The sequence below is a fragment of the Catellatospora methionotrophica genome (assembly GCF_011297335.1).
GTDB classification, from domain to species: domain Bacteria; phylum Actinomycetota; class Actinomycetes; order Mycobacteriales; family Micromonosporaceae; genus Catellatospora; species Catellatospora methionotrophica.
In genome coordinates, this window is sequence record NZ_JAAOTJ010000031.1 from 15,108 (window position 1) to 29,227 (window position 14,120).

The window sequence follows — 14,120 nt, forward strand, 5'->3', positions numbered from 1 at the left end:
GACAGCGTCCCCGCGAACGGCTGACCCCGGTCAGCGGGCGGGATCCCCATGGTGGTGGACCGGAGGGGTCCACCACCGCGCCGGGTCACTCGGGTTCGGGCAGGTCGTGCTCCGCGCGCAGCTCGCGGGCCTGGCGGGTCTCGCCCTGCTCGTCGAGGGCGCGGGCCAGCCACGCCGCCGCGTCGCGCCGCGCGCCGTGATCGGCGGGCAGCGCGTCGAACGCCCGGCGCAGCTGCGCCTGGCCTTCGGCGTTGCGGCCGGACACGACCAGGACCTGCCCGTGGCGCAGCTCGGCGAGCGCGGCCTCCTCGAACGCGCCGATGGAGCGGAACAGCGCGGCCGACGGCGCGATCCGGGTCAGGGCGGCGTCGTGGTCGGGTTCGTCGTTGTTGGACAGCACCTGCGCCGCCTCGTACCCGGCCATGGCCCGCTCCCAGGCGAAGCCGGCCTGCTGCTCGACGGGCACCCCGGTGACCGCCATCAGCTCCGCGAGCTGCCCGGACAGGGCGACGGCGTCGTCCTTGCGGCCCGCGTGGAACAGGGCCATCACCTGGCGGCGGCGGGCGTGCACGGTGGCCAGGGCGAGGTCGGCCTGCCCGTACGCGGCGGCGGCGGCGCCGAACCGGTCGGCGGCCTCGCCGTCGCGGTCGACCTGCCACAGCAGTTCCCCGGCCCGCTCCAGCACGTCGCCCCGGTAAGCCAGCCGCTCGACGCCGCTGACCAGCTCCAGCAGCGCGTCGAGCTGCCCGATCGCGACGTGTGCCTCGCCGAGCTGCGCGTACGTGCGCGACAGGAGGTCACGCAGTTCCACGACCATGTCGGCGTGCTCGGGGTCGCGCTGGGCGAGGAACCACGACAGCGCCTCCTCGCCGACCTCCGCGGCCTCGGTGAACCGCCCCGTGGTGCCCAGCGCCAGGGCGAGCCGGTGCCGGGTGTACGCGGCGGCGCCCGGCGATCCCTCGGCCTCCATCAGGCACACGTGCTCGACGATGTCGTCGATGAACTCGCCCGCCCGCTCGGTCGTGACGAGCATGAACCCGGCGTTCGCGCGGGCGCTGCGGCGCAGCTCCGGGTCCTGCGCCACGGCCGCGGCCTCCTCGAACGCCGCGATCGCACCGCTGTTGTCGCCGAGGCGGCCGAGCAGGTCGGCCAGCGCCCGCAGCAGGTGCGCGAGCTGGTCGCGGTGCCCGGTGCCGCGCAGCAGTGCCGCGGCCGCACGGATCCGCTGCGCGGCCTCGTCCAGGCGCTCCTGCGCCTGGAGCACGCCCGCGCGCAGGTGCAGCAGGCTCGCGTGGCGGGCCGGGGGCAGCGCGCCCGGCTCGGCCTCGGCCCGGTCCAGCAACGACGAGGCCCGGTCGAGGTCGCCGGAGGCGGCGGCGACCCACGCTGCCCGCACCAGCGCGGCGCGGCGCTGCCGGGGGTCGGTGTTGGCGGCCACGGCCACCTCGGCGGCCTCGTACACGGCCGGGACCAGTTCGCCGTCGCCGGTGAGCTGGAGCACCGCGATCTGCCACTGCAGCCGGGCGGCGTGCTCGCGGGCGCTGTCCCCGGCGCGCGCGAACGCGTCGACGGCCTCGGCGAACGCGTCGGCGGTCGCCTGCAGTTCCTCGTCGGGCAGTGCCACCGCGCGCAGCCGGGCCAGCCGTCCGCGCTGCACGTCGGTCAGCGGCCCGGCGCTGTGCTCGGCGAGCAGCCGCCCGGTGAGCGCACGGCCCTTGGCCTGCTCCTCGGCGTGGAACAGGTCGTCGACGAGATCGAGCAGACCGTCCAGCGGCAGGTCAGCGGGCACGTCGGGCAGTTCGGCGGGCGGCTCGGTGACGGCGGGCACGGGGGCCACCGTCGCGGCGCGGGCGGCGGTCACCGACAGCGGCAGGTACGCCACCAGCGGCTTGGCGTCGAGCAGTTCGGCGATGCGGGTGCTCTGGTAGGAGTTGCCGTTGCGCTCGTCGAAGCGCAGCGACAGGGCGACCGCGCGCTCCCGCAGCTCCCGCCCGAGCGCGGCGACGGTGATCTCCCCGGTGGACCGGCGGACCGGCAGGTCGCCCTGCCCGGCCTCGGCCAGCAGGCGCAGCACCATTGCCGCGGACGCCGCGAACTCCATCTCGGTCTTCGGTGTCGGGGCCTGCGCCAGCCACGGCAGGTGCCGCTCGATCAGTTCCAGGCCGCGCTGGGCGTTGCCGGTCGCGCCGCAGAAGCTCACGTGCGTGGCGACCCGGCCCAGCTCGGCCTTGTTGTCGTCGAGCATCCGGTAGGCGCGCCGGTGCGCGTCGCGGGCCTCGTCGAGGCGACCGGTGCGCAGGTACGGGTACAGCAGCGTGGTCAGGATGCCGTGCGGCTGCTCCGAGCAGGTCAGCCGACCGCTGAGCGCGTCCTGTGCCAGGGCGATGGCGTCCTCGTCGCGCCCGCGCCAGGCCAGGTGGTACGCCTTCGACGACGGGTCGCAGCCCGCGCAGTCGGACAGGGCGTCGCGCGGCGCGGAGTCCCACAGCCGGTACCAGTGGTCGGCCTGCTGCTCGTCGCCCAGGTGCGCGGCGACGTCGTGGCGGTAGGCGTACACGGCCTGCATGCTGTGCCCGCCCGCCTGGTAGCGGCGCTGCATGTCGTCCAGCACGGCCATGGTGCGCTCCAGCGGCAGCTGCGGGAACAGCGTCATCGACGACACCATGTGCTTGAACTGCCACAGCAGCAGGTGCTCGTCGTGCTGGCTGCGCCGGCCGGGGTCGGCGTCGTAGTCGGCCACGCAGCGCGCGAACGTCATCATCGCCTTCATCGGCTCGCCGCTCTGGTGGTAGCCGCTGGTCGCCGCCGCGTGCGCCGCGTACAGCAGGTCGGGGTCGCCCAGCGCCTCGGCCTGGGCCAGCACCTGCTCCACGGCCGCGATCCGGGCGGGGCCGTCCGGGGTCTCCCAGGAGCGGTGGATCAGGTCGTGGACCTCGTCATAGGTCGTCATGGGTGCTCCCGGTGGCGGCATTGGGCAGGGCGAGGTCGATCAGGTCGAGGAACGAGCGGTTCAGCAGGGCCATGTCGGCGGGGCGCAGCGGGTGGTGGCCGTAGAGCAGCGCCTGGCCGTACAGCGAGGACACGGTGACGGCGATCAGGTCCGGGGCGGGCAGCGCGCTCATCCGGCGTACCAGCGGATTGCGGTGGTTGATCACCAGCTGTGGCCGCACCTGCGTCTCGGCGTGGGCGAACGTCGACAGCACGCCCGCCCACAGGTCGTCGGAGACCTCCGCGGTCTCGCGCAGCCGCCGCTGGAACGTGGCGTGCCGGTCGGTCAGGTACAGCGCGGGCATGCTCGGCGGGTCGAACGCGCGGACGACCACCTCGCAGCCCAGCGGGTCCATGGCCCGCTGGGCGGCCGACACGAACGGGCGCAGTCCCAGGTCGGTCACCGGGTCGAGGGTGTCGAAGCGGGTGGACAGGTCGCTCGGGTCGAGCCGGTCCACCATGATCGTGTTGTCGAGCAGCGGCAGCCGCTCGATCAGCTCCGCGTCGAAGGTGTAGCCCCCGTTGACCACGGCCAGCCCCTGCGCCGCGGCGACGGCCGCGAGCTGCCGGAACTCGTCGTTGTTGGCGCTGTAGCGCACGGTGCCGTGGCGGCGGCGGAACTCCTCCAGCGGCATCCGGCCCATGTTGGTCTCCATCGGCCACCACTGGTCGACGACCCGCAGCATCTGTTCGTCGTGCATGGCCAGCGCCTTGACGCCCAGGTGGTGCACGGCCAGGAAGCGGTGCATCCGGTCGGGGTCCTGGCGGGCCAGGTTGACCAGCCAGCCGCGCAGCTGCGCGCCGAGCTGCTCGCGCACCGACTCCAGCAGCCCGTCCTCGTACAGGGCCTCGCGGCTGGCGGTGGGGCGCAGCTCGGACGCGTCGACGATGCAGCGGGCGAAGAACGCCCACTCGGGCAGCAGGTCCTCGGCGCCCTCGGCCAGCAGCATGCGCTTGAGGTAGACGCGGTGGCCCGACTTCGCGGCCGGGTTCGCGGGCGTGGGCAGCACCAGGGCGACCCCGGTCAGCCCCGCCTCGGGCACGTTCAGCTCGATCACGTCGAACGGGGTGAACCCGAACGTCTGCTCGGCGGCGCGGATCTGCTCGGCGCGACCGGCCTGCCAGGGCAGCGTCTCGGCGGTGACCACCTCGCCGTCGACCCGCACCGGGTAGGGCAGCAGCTGGCCGAACAGTGTCGCGAGGTCGCGCACCCGGGCGGCGTCGAGCCAGTCGGTGGCGTCGCGGCGCGGGACCAGCGTGACGGTGGTGCCGATCTCCTGCCGCTCGGGGCCGGGTTTCGTCTCGTAGCGGCCGTCGGCGAAGCCGGTCCAGTACACCGTCGGGTGGCCCTCGTGGCGGGTCTGCACCCGGATCTCGTCGGCGACCAGGAAGCAGGACAGCAGCCCGATGCCGAACTGGCCCAGGAACTCGTGCCGGGAGAAGCCCAGCTCGTCGCGCTTGCCGCTGCGGCCGATGGTGGCCAGCAGCTCGTGCACCTGCTGCTCGGTCAGCCCCAGGCCGGTGTCGTGGATGCGCAGGGTGCCGTCGCCGGTGGTCTGCGGCGACTCCAGCCAGACCGACGCGGGCGCGTTCGGGGCCTGCGCGCGGCGGGCGGTGATCGCGTCCACGGCGTTCTGCATCAGCTCGCGCACGTACACCCGCGGGCTGCTGTACAGGTGGTGACTGAGCAGGTCGACGATGCCGCGCAGGTCGACCTGGAAGGACTGGTTCACCCGGCAGAGGCTACCGGCGCGGGCCCACCTGCGTGAACCGGCCATCAGGGGCGTCCCCGACGGCCGAGGACACGAGCCACGGGTCGCGTATTGGTCCTGTTCACCGTCGTGATGGGCGGGGATCATGGACGTCATGACGATCTCCCCCGGCCCGGAGGCCGCCCGCCCGGCGCGGTTTCCCGCCGCGTCGATGTCAGACCTGGTGGACCGGCCCGTCCGGTACGACCTGGCCGAGAGCACGTCGCCGCCGCTGCGGCTCGGTGAGCTGCTCGACGGCGACGCCTCGGCCCGGCTGCGCGCGCTGGAGATCGGCTACGGCACCAGCCAGGGCGACGCGGACCTGCGCGCCCTCATCGCGGCGGGCGCGGGCGTGACGCCGGACGAGGTGCTGGTCACCGCGGGCGGCAGCGCGGGCATGTTCCTGCTGGCGTTCACGCTGTGCCGGCCCGAGGACCACGCGGTGGTCCTGACGCCGTGCTTCCCGCCGGCACGGGCCGCCCTGGACGCCATCGGCTGCCGGGTGACGCCGGTGGCGCTGAGCTTCGACGACGGGTACCGGCTCGACGTCGACGCGGTCGCAGCCGCGCTCACGCCGCAGACCCGGCTGGTGTCGCTGGCCTCGCCGCAGAACCCGTCCGGGGTGAGCTTCACCGACCAGGAGCTGGCCGACCTGCTCGACCGCATGCGAGGCCTGACCCCGCGGGCGGTGCTGCTGGTCGACGAGACCTACCGGCAGGCCGTCTACGGTGCGGTGACGCCGCGCTCGGCCGCGGCCGTCTCGCCTCGGGTGGTGACGTGCTCGTCGGTGTCCAAGGCGCACGGCGCGCCCGGCATCCGGATCGGCTGGCTGACCGTCACCGACCCCGCGCTGTACGAGGCGCTGCGGTCGGCGAAGTTCCACACCCTGATCACCGGTTCCGGGGTCGACGAGCTGCTGGCTGCCGAGGTGCTGCGCCGCGAGGGGCGGATCCTCGGCGAGCGCCGCGAAGCGCTGGCCGCAGCCCTGGACACCCTCGACCGGTGGGCGGCCGAGCACGCGGACGCGGTCGAGTACGTGCGCCCCGACGGCGGCGCGCTGTGCTGCCTGCGGCTGCGCGCCGACCGCTTCGACGACCAGGCCGTGCAGCGCTTCCACGACGCGCTCGCGGCACGGGAGACCCGGGTCGGGCGGGGCGGCTGGTTCGGCGAGGCCGACCGGGTGTTCCGGCTCGGCTTCGGCCACCTGCCCGCCGACGACTTCCGCACCGCCCTGGACCGGCTGGCCGAGGCGCTGTCCGCTGCCTGAGCGGGACGGGCGGCCGTCAGCGCTTGGCGGCCCGCATGAGGCCGCGCAGGTAGGCGGCCTGGCCGACGTGGGCGACGTCGTCGTTGGCGATGCTGACCAGCCGCGCGCCCAGGGTCACCGGCGGGTCCCAGCGCTCGTCGACGATCCGGTCCAGGTCCTTGGGCTTGAGCCCGATCAACATGTCGCGGGTGCGGGCGGCGACCGCGTCGAAGTACGCGATCAGCAGCTCCGGGCTGTCCGGCCGGACGGCGGCGACCTGCTTGGCGGTATGGCCGTAGCCGGTGTCACCGGGATTGGCCCGCAGCCCGAACCGCTGCGCCCACGGGCCGGTGGCCCACAGCTGCTCCTCGCCGAGCAGGTCGGCGACGTGGTCGTCCTGGATGCGGGTGAGGTGCCAGACGAGCCAGCCGATGGTGTTCACACCCGCCGCCGGGGCCCAGTGCAGCTGCTCGGCGGTCAGCCCGTCGACGGCCTCGTGGACCATCTCCGGAATCCGGTCGTACAGCTCGACGAGCAGGCCGTCCACATTCACCGCGTCAGCCCTTCACCGTCTGCGTCCGCCACCTTCGCACAGTATCGCGAGAGTGGCGGACGCAGACGGTGAAGCGGGAACCTCAGACCGCGACCGGCACCCGCGCGTCGCCGGACTCGCGCTGCGCGCCGACGACCGGGCCGAGCGCGCCGACGATGTCCTCGACCCGGGCCTTGGCGTCGCCGAACAGCATCCGGGTGTTGTCCCGGAAGAACAGCGGGTTCTGCACCCCGGCGTAGCCCGCCGCCATGGACCGCTTGAAGACGATGACGTGCTCGGCCTCCCACACCCGCAGCACCGGCATGCCCGCGATCGGGCTGCCCGGATCGGCGGCGGCCGGGTTGACGGTGTCGTTGGCCCCGATCACCAGGACCACGGACGTGCCCGCGAAGTCGTCGTTGATCTCGTCCATCTCCAGCACGATGTCGTACGGCACGTCCGCCTCGGCGAGCAGCACGTTCATGTGCCCCGGCAGCCGCCCGGCCACCGGGTGGATGCCGAACCGCACCCGTACGCCCCGCGCCCGCAGCCGCCGGGTCAGTTCGGCCACCGGTGCCTGCGCCTGCGCCACGGCCATGCCGTACCCCGGCGTGATGATGACCGAGGTCGCGTCGCTCAGCAGCGCGGCGACGTCGGCGGCCGAGGTCTCCCGGTGCTCGCCGAGGTCGACGTCGGGCCCGGCGGCCTGCTCGGTGCCGAACCCGCCCGCGATGACCGACACGAACGAGCGGTTCATCGCCTGGCACATGATGTACGACAGGTACGCCCCCGACGAGCCGACCAGCGCACCGGTGACGATCAGCAGGTCGTTGTCGAGCAGGAAGCCCGACGCGGCCGCCGCCCAACCGGAGTAGCTGTTCAGCATCGACACGACCACGGGCATGTCGCCGCCGCCGATCGAGGCGACCAGGTGCCAGCCCAGCGCCAGCGCGACCGCGGTGACCGCGACCAGCAGCCCGAGCTGCGGCGCGATCACGAACCACACGGTCAGTGCCACGAACGCGACCAGCGCGCCCAGGTTGAGCACGTGCCGTCCGGGCAGCATCAGCGGCCGCGACGCGATCCGCGCCGACAGCTTCAGGTACGCCACGATCGAGCCGGTGAACGTGACCGCGCCGATGAAGACGCCGACGAACACCTCCGCGTGGTGGATGTGCAGCAGCGACCCGGTCAGCCCGGCCGGGGCCGCGTGCTCGACCTCCAGGTAGCCGTTCCAGCCGACCAGCACGGCGGCCAGCCCGACGAGGCTGTGCAGGATGGCGATCAGCTCGGGCATGCCGGTCATCTGCACGACGCGGGCCCGCCACAGCCCGATCCCGCCACCGACTGCCATGGCGATGACCAGCAGCGCGGCTCCGGCGGCGGTGATGTCGCGGGCGGCCAGCGCGACGGTGGCGGCCAGCGCGACGGTCATGCCGCAGATGCCGTAGACGACACCCGACCGGGCGGTCTCGTGCTTGGACAGCCCGGCCAGGCTCAGGACGAACAGCAGCGCGGCGACGATGTACGCGGCCTGCACGGCGGTGACAGCAGTCATGATCAGCCCTTCGAGAACATGCCGAGCATGCGCCGGGTGACGGCGAACCCGCCGATGATGTTGACGGTGGCCAGCAGGATCGCCGCCGACGCGAGCACGGTCACGGCGAGACTGCCGCCCTGCCCGATCTGCAGCAGCGCGCCGACCACGATGATCCCGGAGATCGCGTTGGTGACCGACATCAGCGGCGTGTGCAGCGCGTGGTGCACCTTGCCGACGACGTAGTAGCCGATGACCACGGCCAGCGCGAACACGGTGAAGTTGCCGACGAACTCCTTCGGCGCGTACGCGGTCAGCCCGAACAGCACCGCCGCGCCCAGCCCCACGTAGGCGAACGTGCGCCCCGGCGACGCGGGACGCTTCACCGCGACCGGCGCGGGCACGGGCGCGGCAGCCGACGGCGCGGCCGACACCTGCACCGGCGGCGGAGGCCAGGTCACCTCGCCGTCGCGGGCCACGGTCATGGACCGCTGCACGACGTCGTCGAAGTCGAGCGTCAGGCGGCCGTCCCGGCCCGGGGTGAGCAGCTTCATCAGGTTCAGCAGGTTCGTCGCGTACAGCTGCGAGGCCTGCGCGGGCAGCCGCGCGGGCAGGTCGGTGTACCCGATGATGGACACCCCGTTGTCGGTGACGACCAGCTCACCGGGCACCGTGCCCTCGACGTTGCCGCCCTGCGCCGCGCCCATGTCGACGATGACGCTGCCGGGGCGCATGCTCGCCACGTGCTCGGCGGTCAGCAGCCGGGGTGCGGGACGGCCCGGGATCAGCGCCGTGGTGATGATGATGTCGACCTCGGCGGCCTGCCCGGCGTACAGCTCGGCGGCGCGCCGGTCGTAGTCGGCCGAGGTCTGCTTGGCGTACCCGTCGCCGCCGCCCTGCTGCTCGGCGGCCACGGCCAGGAACTCCCCGCCCATCGAGCGCACCTGCTCGGCGACCTCCGGGCGGGGGTCGGTGGCCCGTACGATCGCGCCCAGGCTCTTGGCCGCGCCGATCGCGGCCAGCCCCGCGACCCCGGCACCGGCGATCAGCACCTTCGCCGGTGGGACCTTGCCCGCAGCGGTGACCTGCCCGGCGAAGAAACGGCCGAAGGTGTGCGCCGCCTCGACCACCGCGCGGTAGCCCGCGATGTTCGCCATCGAGCTGAGCACGTCCATCGACTGGGCCCGGGAAATGCGCGGCACCGCGTCCATCGCCAGCACGCTGACGCCCCGTGCCGCCAGCGCGGCGACCAGGTCCGGGTTGACGGCCGGTCCGATCAGGCTGATCAGCGTCGTGCCCGCGCGCAGCGTCTCGACCTCCGCCGCCGACGGCGCGTTGACCTTCAGCACGACGTCGGCCTGCCAGCAGTCCTCGCGGCTGCAGATCTTCGCGCCCGCCGCCTCGTACGCGTCGTCGGAGAAGCTCGATCCCCGACCCGCCCCGGACTCCACCTCGACCTCGTAGCCGAGGTCGACGAGCTGGCGCACCACCGTCGGCGTCACCGCCACCCGCGTCTCCGCGGCGGCCGACTCGGCCGCGACACCGAGTCGCTGCGTCGTGGCCGGACCTTCCCTCGTACCCGTGAGCCCGTCCGGCTCCCCCAGGCCATGTTGCTGTCCCACCACGACTCCTGTCGGCATTGACTAGATCAATCGAGATGACAGTCATCGTGTGGCCACGACACAGCGGTCGTCAATGAACGCGCCGAGTAATCGAAGCCACACTTGCCCCCGGCACCCGCCCGGCGAGCAGCGATTCCGCAGCCGAGTTACCAAATCCACACCGCGCGATGCCCGGCACGGTTCGGTCTTCGCCGAACCGTCGCGGACATACCGTTGCGCCCATGACTGCTGCGCGCACTGAGAACCGGCTCCTGCCACTGGCCGCCGCACTGGTGACGGTGCTGCTGTGGGCGTCGGCGTTCGTGGCCATCCGGTACGTCGGGCGCGAGCTGTCCCCCGGCGCCCTGTCCCTGGGACGGCTGGTCGTGGCCGCGCTCGTGCTCGGGCTGATGATGCTGGTCGACGACCGGCGCGCCGCCGTCCCCACGCCCTGGCCGAGCCGCCGTCACTGGCCCCGGCTGCTGATCGTCGGCGTCGTCTGGTTCGGCCTCTACAACATCGTGCTCAACCAGGCCGAACGGCTCGTCGACGCGGGCACTGCCGCGATGCTGGTCAACGTCGGGCCGCTGCTCATCGCGATCCTGGCCGGGCTGCTGCTCGGCGAGGGCTTCCCGCGCTCGCTGATCGGCGGCAGCCTGGTCGCGTTCGCCGGAGTCGTGCTGATCGGCACGGCCACGTCCACGACGGCCGGGGTGGACACGTGGGGCGTGGTGCTGTGCCTGGTCGCCGCGGTGTCGTACGCGGTCGGCGTCGTCGCGCAGAAGCCGCTGCTCGGGGAGCTGTCCGGGCTGCGGGTGACGTGGCTGGCGTGCGTGATCGGGGCGGTGTGCTGCCTGCCGTACGCGCCGGAGCTGGTGCGTGAGCTGGGCGCGGCGCAGCCGTCGACGGTCGGCTGGCTGGTCTACCTCGGCGTGTTCCCGACCGCGCTCGGCTTCACCACCTGGGCGTACGCCCTGGCGCGCACCACGGCGGGCAAGCTGGGCGCGACGACGTACCTGGTGCCGGCGGTCGCGATCGTGATGGCGTGGGTGCTGCTCGGCGAGGTGCCGCCGGGGCTCGCGCTCGCGGGCGGCGCCCTGTGCCTGGTCGGCGTGGCCGTCTCCCGCCGCACCACCCGAACCCGCTGACCGCCACGCCGCCGCTCACCGCACTTTCCATAGACACTGGCCTATCTGATCGAGTTCGATCTACGAAAACTCGATCAGATAGGCCAGCGTCTATCAAAACTAACCGATCGCGAGGGGTGACGAGTTCGGCATGGCGGAAGTCGGCCGGTAACGCAGCGGCGGCGGAATCGGCGCATGGTCCTACATCGCCCCACTTGGCCCCTAAGCCGTTTGTACTTTCCTGCAAACCGTTCGCCGTGGCCTGCCACACCACCAGGCCCCCCGCCATGGGTCGCGAGGTTCGTTCACGACCCGAGGTTTCCTTTCCGCCGAACTGTCGCATATGTTGGTGCCGCTGGCCCCTGACCGGCTCAGCGCTGTTTCCGGCTGGGCTCAACCCTGCCGCGGCACCGATCAGGGGGAGACACGGGTGGCACAGCCACAACCCGGGCAGGTAGCTCAAGCACGCAAACTGGTCGTCCAGTTAGGGCAGTTGCTGACCGACATCACGGCGGGGCGACCCGTCGCCAAGGTGCACCAGCTCCTGCTCGACCAGTTCGACGCCGCCGTGCACGACTACCGCATCGACGCGATGGAGGTCGGCGCACCGGAGTTCGCCGCGACCTGGGACGCGCTGCAGTACGGCCGTGACCTGCCCGTAGGCACCTGGGAGCAGCTGGTGCTGCCCACCGTCGTCGGCTTCAGCAACATCCAGAAGCTGAAACTGAACCTCGAACTGGCCACCTCCTACTGGCTGGCCGCCCGCGCCGCCGTCGACGCGGTCCCGGGCTACCCGGCGGCAGTCGCCGCCCTGCCCGACCTGTCGACCACCGACGACAGCCTGCCCGCCGTTACCGCCGACACGCTCCACCCGAACACGCCACGACGGCCCTGGTCCGGCGACCCCGTCGCGATGCCGGAGCCGTACGCCGTCGAGCACCCCCCGGCCCGGACCGGCCCCGACCGCCGGGTGCTGGTCGCGATCGGGGTCGCCGTACTGGCCACCGTCGCCGTCATGCTGGTCCTGGTCATCAAGCCATCCGGGGACAACCAGCCGGTGTCGCAGCAGGACGGGCTGCCGTCCCCGATGCTGTCGGCGGGAGTCGTGGCCGACGAGAGCGGATCGCCGATCGCCCTGCCGACCGCCCCGCCGTCGGCCAGCCCGCAGCCCTCCCCCATGATCACCAACGAGCCGACGCCGACGCCGAGCTGGACCCCGCCGGCACCGCCCACCACGAAACCGGGCACGACACCGCCGCCGCCCGCCCAGCCGGTCGCCCCGTCAGCACCCACCTCCCTGACCGCGGTCGCCGCCGACGAGCACAAGATCTGGCTGTCCTGGTCCGCGCCCGCCAACGGCGGATCAGGTGGCGTGTCGTACTACCGCCTCCTGCGCGACGGGCAGTTCCTCGGCTGGACCCCGTACACCAGCGCGACCGTCACCGGGCTCTCGTCCGGGACGTCGTACACGTTCGTCGTCATCGCGGTCAACGCCGCCGGACTGGCCTCCGGCAACAGCAACCAGATCACCGCGATGACCGCGTCTCCGCCGCCGCCCCCGTCGCCCTCCTCGATCCCGCCGTCGCCGGTCGACCCGCCGACGCAGTCACCGACACCGGTGGAGACGACAGCCGCGCCCACACCGTCGGCGACCGAGCCGGAGACCCCGCCGACGCTGGAGCCGTCGTCACCAGCCCCGGAGTCCCCGGTAGACCCTGCGGAAGCGGAGTAGGCCCACCTTCACGACACCTGCGGCACCTCTGCGGCGATGGCGGTCGTCGCAGAGGTGCCGTGGCGCGGATGCATCGCGGAAAGACGTACGGTCGCCTTCATGCCATGGTGCTGCGGGCGACCGGGTCGCACGACCGGAAGCCGTACGGTGGCCTCGACGAGTGTCAACCTGGCCAGGAAGCGTTCACGCATCTGCATGCACGTAGCCGCGACCGAACAGCGGCGTGGGTCGATACGACGACGCGATGTGCCGACTGTTCGGCGCGGTCCTTCGGCAGCTACGGGAGCAGACCAGCATCTCCCTGCGCGAACTCCCGAAAGCTGCCTGTACGGCTACAGCCGAATCTCCCGGGTGGAACGCGGCGAACACCTCGTCGACGCAGCCCTGGTCCCGGTCTTGGACCGAGCACTGGACGCGGGCGGGCTGCTGACCGCGCTGCGATCGCTGCTGCCCGGAGGCCGGATCGGCGGCTACCAGTACCGCGAATCTCAAAACCGTGCTGCACCACGGTGGTGGCGATACGGTGACATTGGACCTCAGCTCACCAGCCGGGAGAACGATCAGGGTGAAACTTCCCCGGCGCGACTTCCACGGTCTGCTGGCCGCAGGTGCACTCCGCACGATGCTGCCCGACGGCATCTGCTCCGACGTGACTGAGCGCGTCCATGGCGCGATCGGCAACCCGAGACGTACTGACCTGCCAGTTCTCGACTATTTCCGTACGCTTCTTGCCCAGCACTACATGGCTGACAAGGTGCTCGGACCGCGTCACCTGGTCGAGGTCGTGCGCGCCCAGATCGCAGTGCTGGACAAACTGCGATACGGCAGCAAGCCGGGCACGGCCGAACCCGCGATGCGGCTGCTGGCTCAGTATGCGGAGTTCGCGGGTTGGCTGTATCAGGACCTCGGAGATGTCACCGCCGCCAAGTACTGGACCGATCGGGCAGCACAGCGGGCACAGGCTGTCGGCGACCATCAACTGGCGGCCTACCTGCTGGTGCGCAGGAGCAACATCGCGCTGCTCGATGACGATGCCGTCGACGTGATCGAACTGGCCGCAGCAGCGCGGCGCATGGCGGGCCCGATCAGCCCCAAGCTGGCGGCACTGGCCACGCAGCAGGAGGCGCGCGGCTGGGCGCTTCGCGCCGAACCTGACCGCTTCCGCCGTCTGATCGACTCCGCAGCGGACCTACTGCTCGATCACTCCGACGAGGTGGACGACGATGCCCCTGTCTACCTGCACAGCTACGACATGGACACCTTGGAGGAGCAGTCTGCGAGCGGCTATCGCAGCTGCGGTCAGGCCGACACCGCGATCGCGATTCTCGAACGCCGGGTCGCCGCCGTCCCCGCCGACCATCACCGGGACCGAGCCCACCAGCTCGCCAAACTAGCCAACGCCGTGCTGCAGACCGCACAGCCCGACCCAGAGCGGGCTGCCGAGATCGGGCTGAGCTGCGTCGATGCCGTCCGGTCCACCGGGTCGGCCCGCATCAACGGTGAACTGCTGGTGCTAGATCAAACGCTGCGACAGCGCTGGCCGGGTCTTCGTGGCACGGGAGAACTCCACGAAGCACTGTCGGTGGCCTGAACGCTCCCGGCACCG

Annotated in this window: 10 protein-coding genes; 4 read left to right on the forward strand and 6 right to left on the reverse strand. The window is 72.4% G+C overall.

Translation table 11 applies throughout. The features are described from left to right. Positions 1-85: 85 nt before the first annotated feature. Together HAV40_RS35320 and HAV40_RS35325 are read right to left on the reverse strand one after the other, a co-directional pair. Complete coding sequence (locus tag HAV40_RS35320; RefSeq protein ID WP_166388654.1) at positions 86-2,950, reverse strand: hypothetical protein; 2,865 nt, start codon at positions 2,948-2,950, stop codon at positions 86-88. Further along, positions 2,937-4,721: an HSP90 family protein gene (locus tag HAV40_RS35325; protein ID WP_166388655.1), complete on the reverse strand. Its 1,785-nt coding sequence runs from the start codon at positions 4,719-4,721 to the stop codon at positions 2,937-2,939. Before HAV40_RS35325 ends, HAV40_RS35320 begins: the two co-directional genes overlap by 14 nt. 133 nt (positions 4,722-4,854) lie before the next feature. On the opposite strand from HAV40_RS35325, the gene HAV40_RS35330 reads away from it, so the two are divergent. Next, the gene (locus HAV40_RS35330) at positions 4,855-6,006 is read left to right on the forward strand and encodes a pyridoxal phosphate-dependent aminotransferase (RefSeq protein WP_166388656.1); all 1,152 of its coding nucleotides are present in this window, start codon (positions 4,855-4,857) and stop codon (positions 6,004-6,006) included. A 16-nt stretch (positions 6,007-6,022) separates the two neighbouring features. Here HAV40_RS35330 and HAV40_RS35335 read toward each other — a convergent pair whose 3' ends face one another. The 3 genes from HAV40_RS35335 to HAV40_RS35345 all read right to left on the reverse strand — a co-directional run bounded on the left by HAV40_RS35335 (position 6,023) and on the right by HAV40_RS35345 (position 9,676). Continuing rightward, complete coding sequence (locus HAV40_RS35335) at positions 6,023-6,538, reverse strand: mycothiol transferase (RefSeq protein ID WP_166388657.1); 516 nt, start codon at positions 6,536-6,538, stop codon at positions 6,023-6,025. Positions 6,539-6,620: 82 nt separating this feature from the next. Continuing rightward, on the reverse strand, positions 6,621-8,075 hold the full coding sequence (gene pntB / locus HAV40_RS35340; RefSeq protein WP_166388658.1) for a Re/Si-specific NAD(P)(+) transhydrogenase subunit beta: 1,455 nt from the start codon (positions 8,073-8,075) through the stop codon (positions 6,621-6,623). Between the two features lie 2 nt (positions 8,076-8,077). Next, a complete protein-coding gene (locus HAV40_RS35345) occupies positions 8,078-9,676 on the reverse strand; it encodes a Re/Si-specific NAD(P)(+) transhydrogenase subunit alpha (RefSeq protein WP_275413535.1) in 1,599 nt (532 codons plus the stop codon). Positions 9,677-9,897: 221 nt separating this feature from the next. On the opposite strand from HAV40_RS35345, the gene HAV40_RS35350 reads away from it, so the two are divergent. Next, the gene (locus HAV40_RS35350; RefSeq protein ID WP_166388660.1) at positions 9,898-10,803 is read left to right on the forward strand and encodes a DMT family transporter; all 906 of its coding nucleotides are present in this window, start codon (positions 9,898-9,900) and stop codon (positions 10,801-10,803) included. A 409-nt stretch (positions 10,804-11,212) separates the two neighbouring features. After that, positions 11,213-12,514 carry a fibronectin type III domain-containing protein gene (locus tag HAV40_RS35355; protein ID WP_166388661.1) on the forward strand — a complete coding sequence of 434 codons (1,302 nt, stop codon included), beginning with the start codon at positions 11,213-11,215 and terminating at the stop codon, positions 12,512-12,514. A gap of 8 nt (positions 12,515-12,522) precedes the next feature. Here the strand turns inward: HAV40_RS35355 and HAV40_RS35360 are convergent, their stop codons facing one another. Next, positions 12,523-12,705: a hypothetical protein gene (locus tag HAV40_RS35360; RefSeq protein ID WP_166388662.1), complete on the reverse strand. Its 183-nt coding sequence runs from the start codon at positions 12,703-12,705 to the stop codon at positions 12,523-12,525. Between the two features lie 305 nt (positions 12,706-13,010). Here HAV40_RS35360 and HAV40_RS35365 point away from each other — a divergent pair, with 305 nt between their 5' ends. After that, complete coding sequence (locus HAV40_RS35365) at positions 13,011-14,105, forward strand: NsdA family TPR-like regulatory protein (RefSeq protein ID WP_239087064.1); 1,095 nt, start codon at positions 13,011-13,013, stop codon at positions 14,103-14,105. Positions 14,106-14,120: the final 15 nt, after the last annotated feature.

Excerpts from the sequence above, each read along its gene's own strand:
- HAV40_RS35320 (WP_166388654.1), bottom strand. The coding sequence starts at position 2,950 with ATGACGACCTATGACGAGGTCCACGACCTGATCCACCGCTCCTGGGAG.
- HAV40_RS35330 (WP_166388656.1), top strand. The coding sequence starts at position 4,855 with ATGACGATCTCCCCCGGCCCGGAGGCCGCCCGCCCGGCGCGGTTTCCC.
- pntB (WP_166388658.1), bottom strand. The coding sequence starts at position 8,075 with ATGACTGCTGTCACCGCCGTGCAGGCCGCGTACATCGTCGCCGCGCTG.
- HAV40_RS35350 (WP_166388660.1), top strand. The coding sequence starts at position 9,898 with ATGACTGCTGCGCGCACTGAGAACCGGCTCCTGCCACTGGCCGCCGCA.
- HAV40_RS35360 (WP_166388662.1), bottom strand. The coding sequence starts at position 12,705 with ATGCGTGAACGCTTCCTGGCCAGGTTGACACTCGTCGAGGCCACCGTA.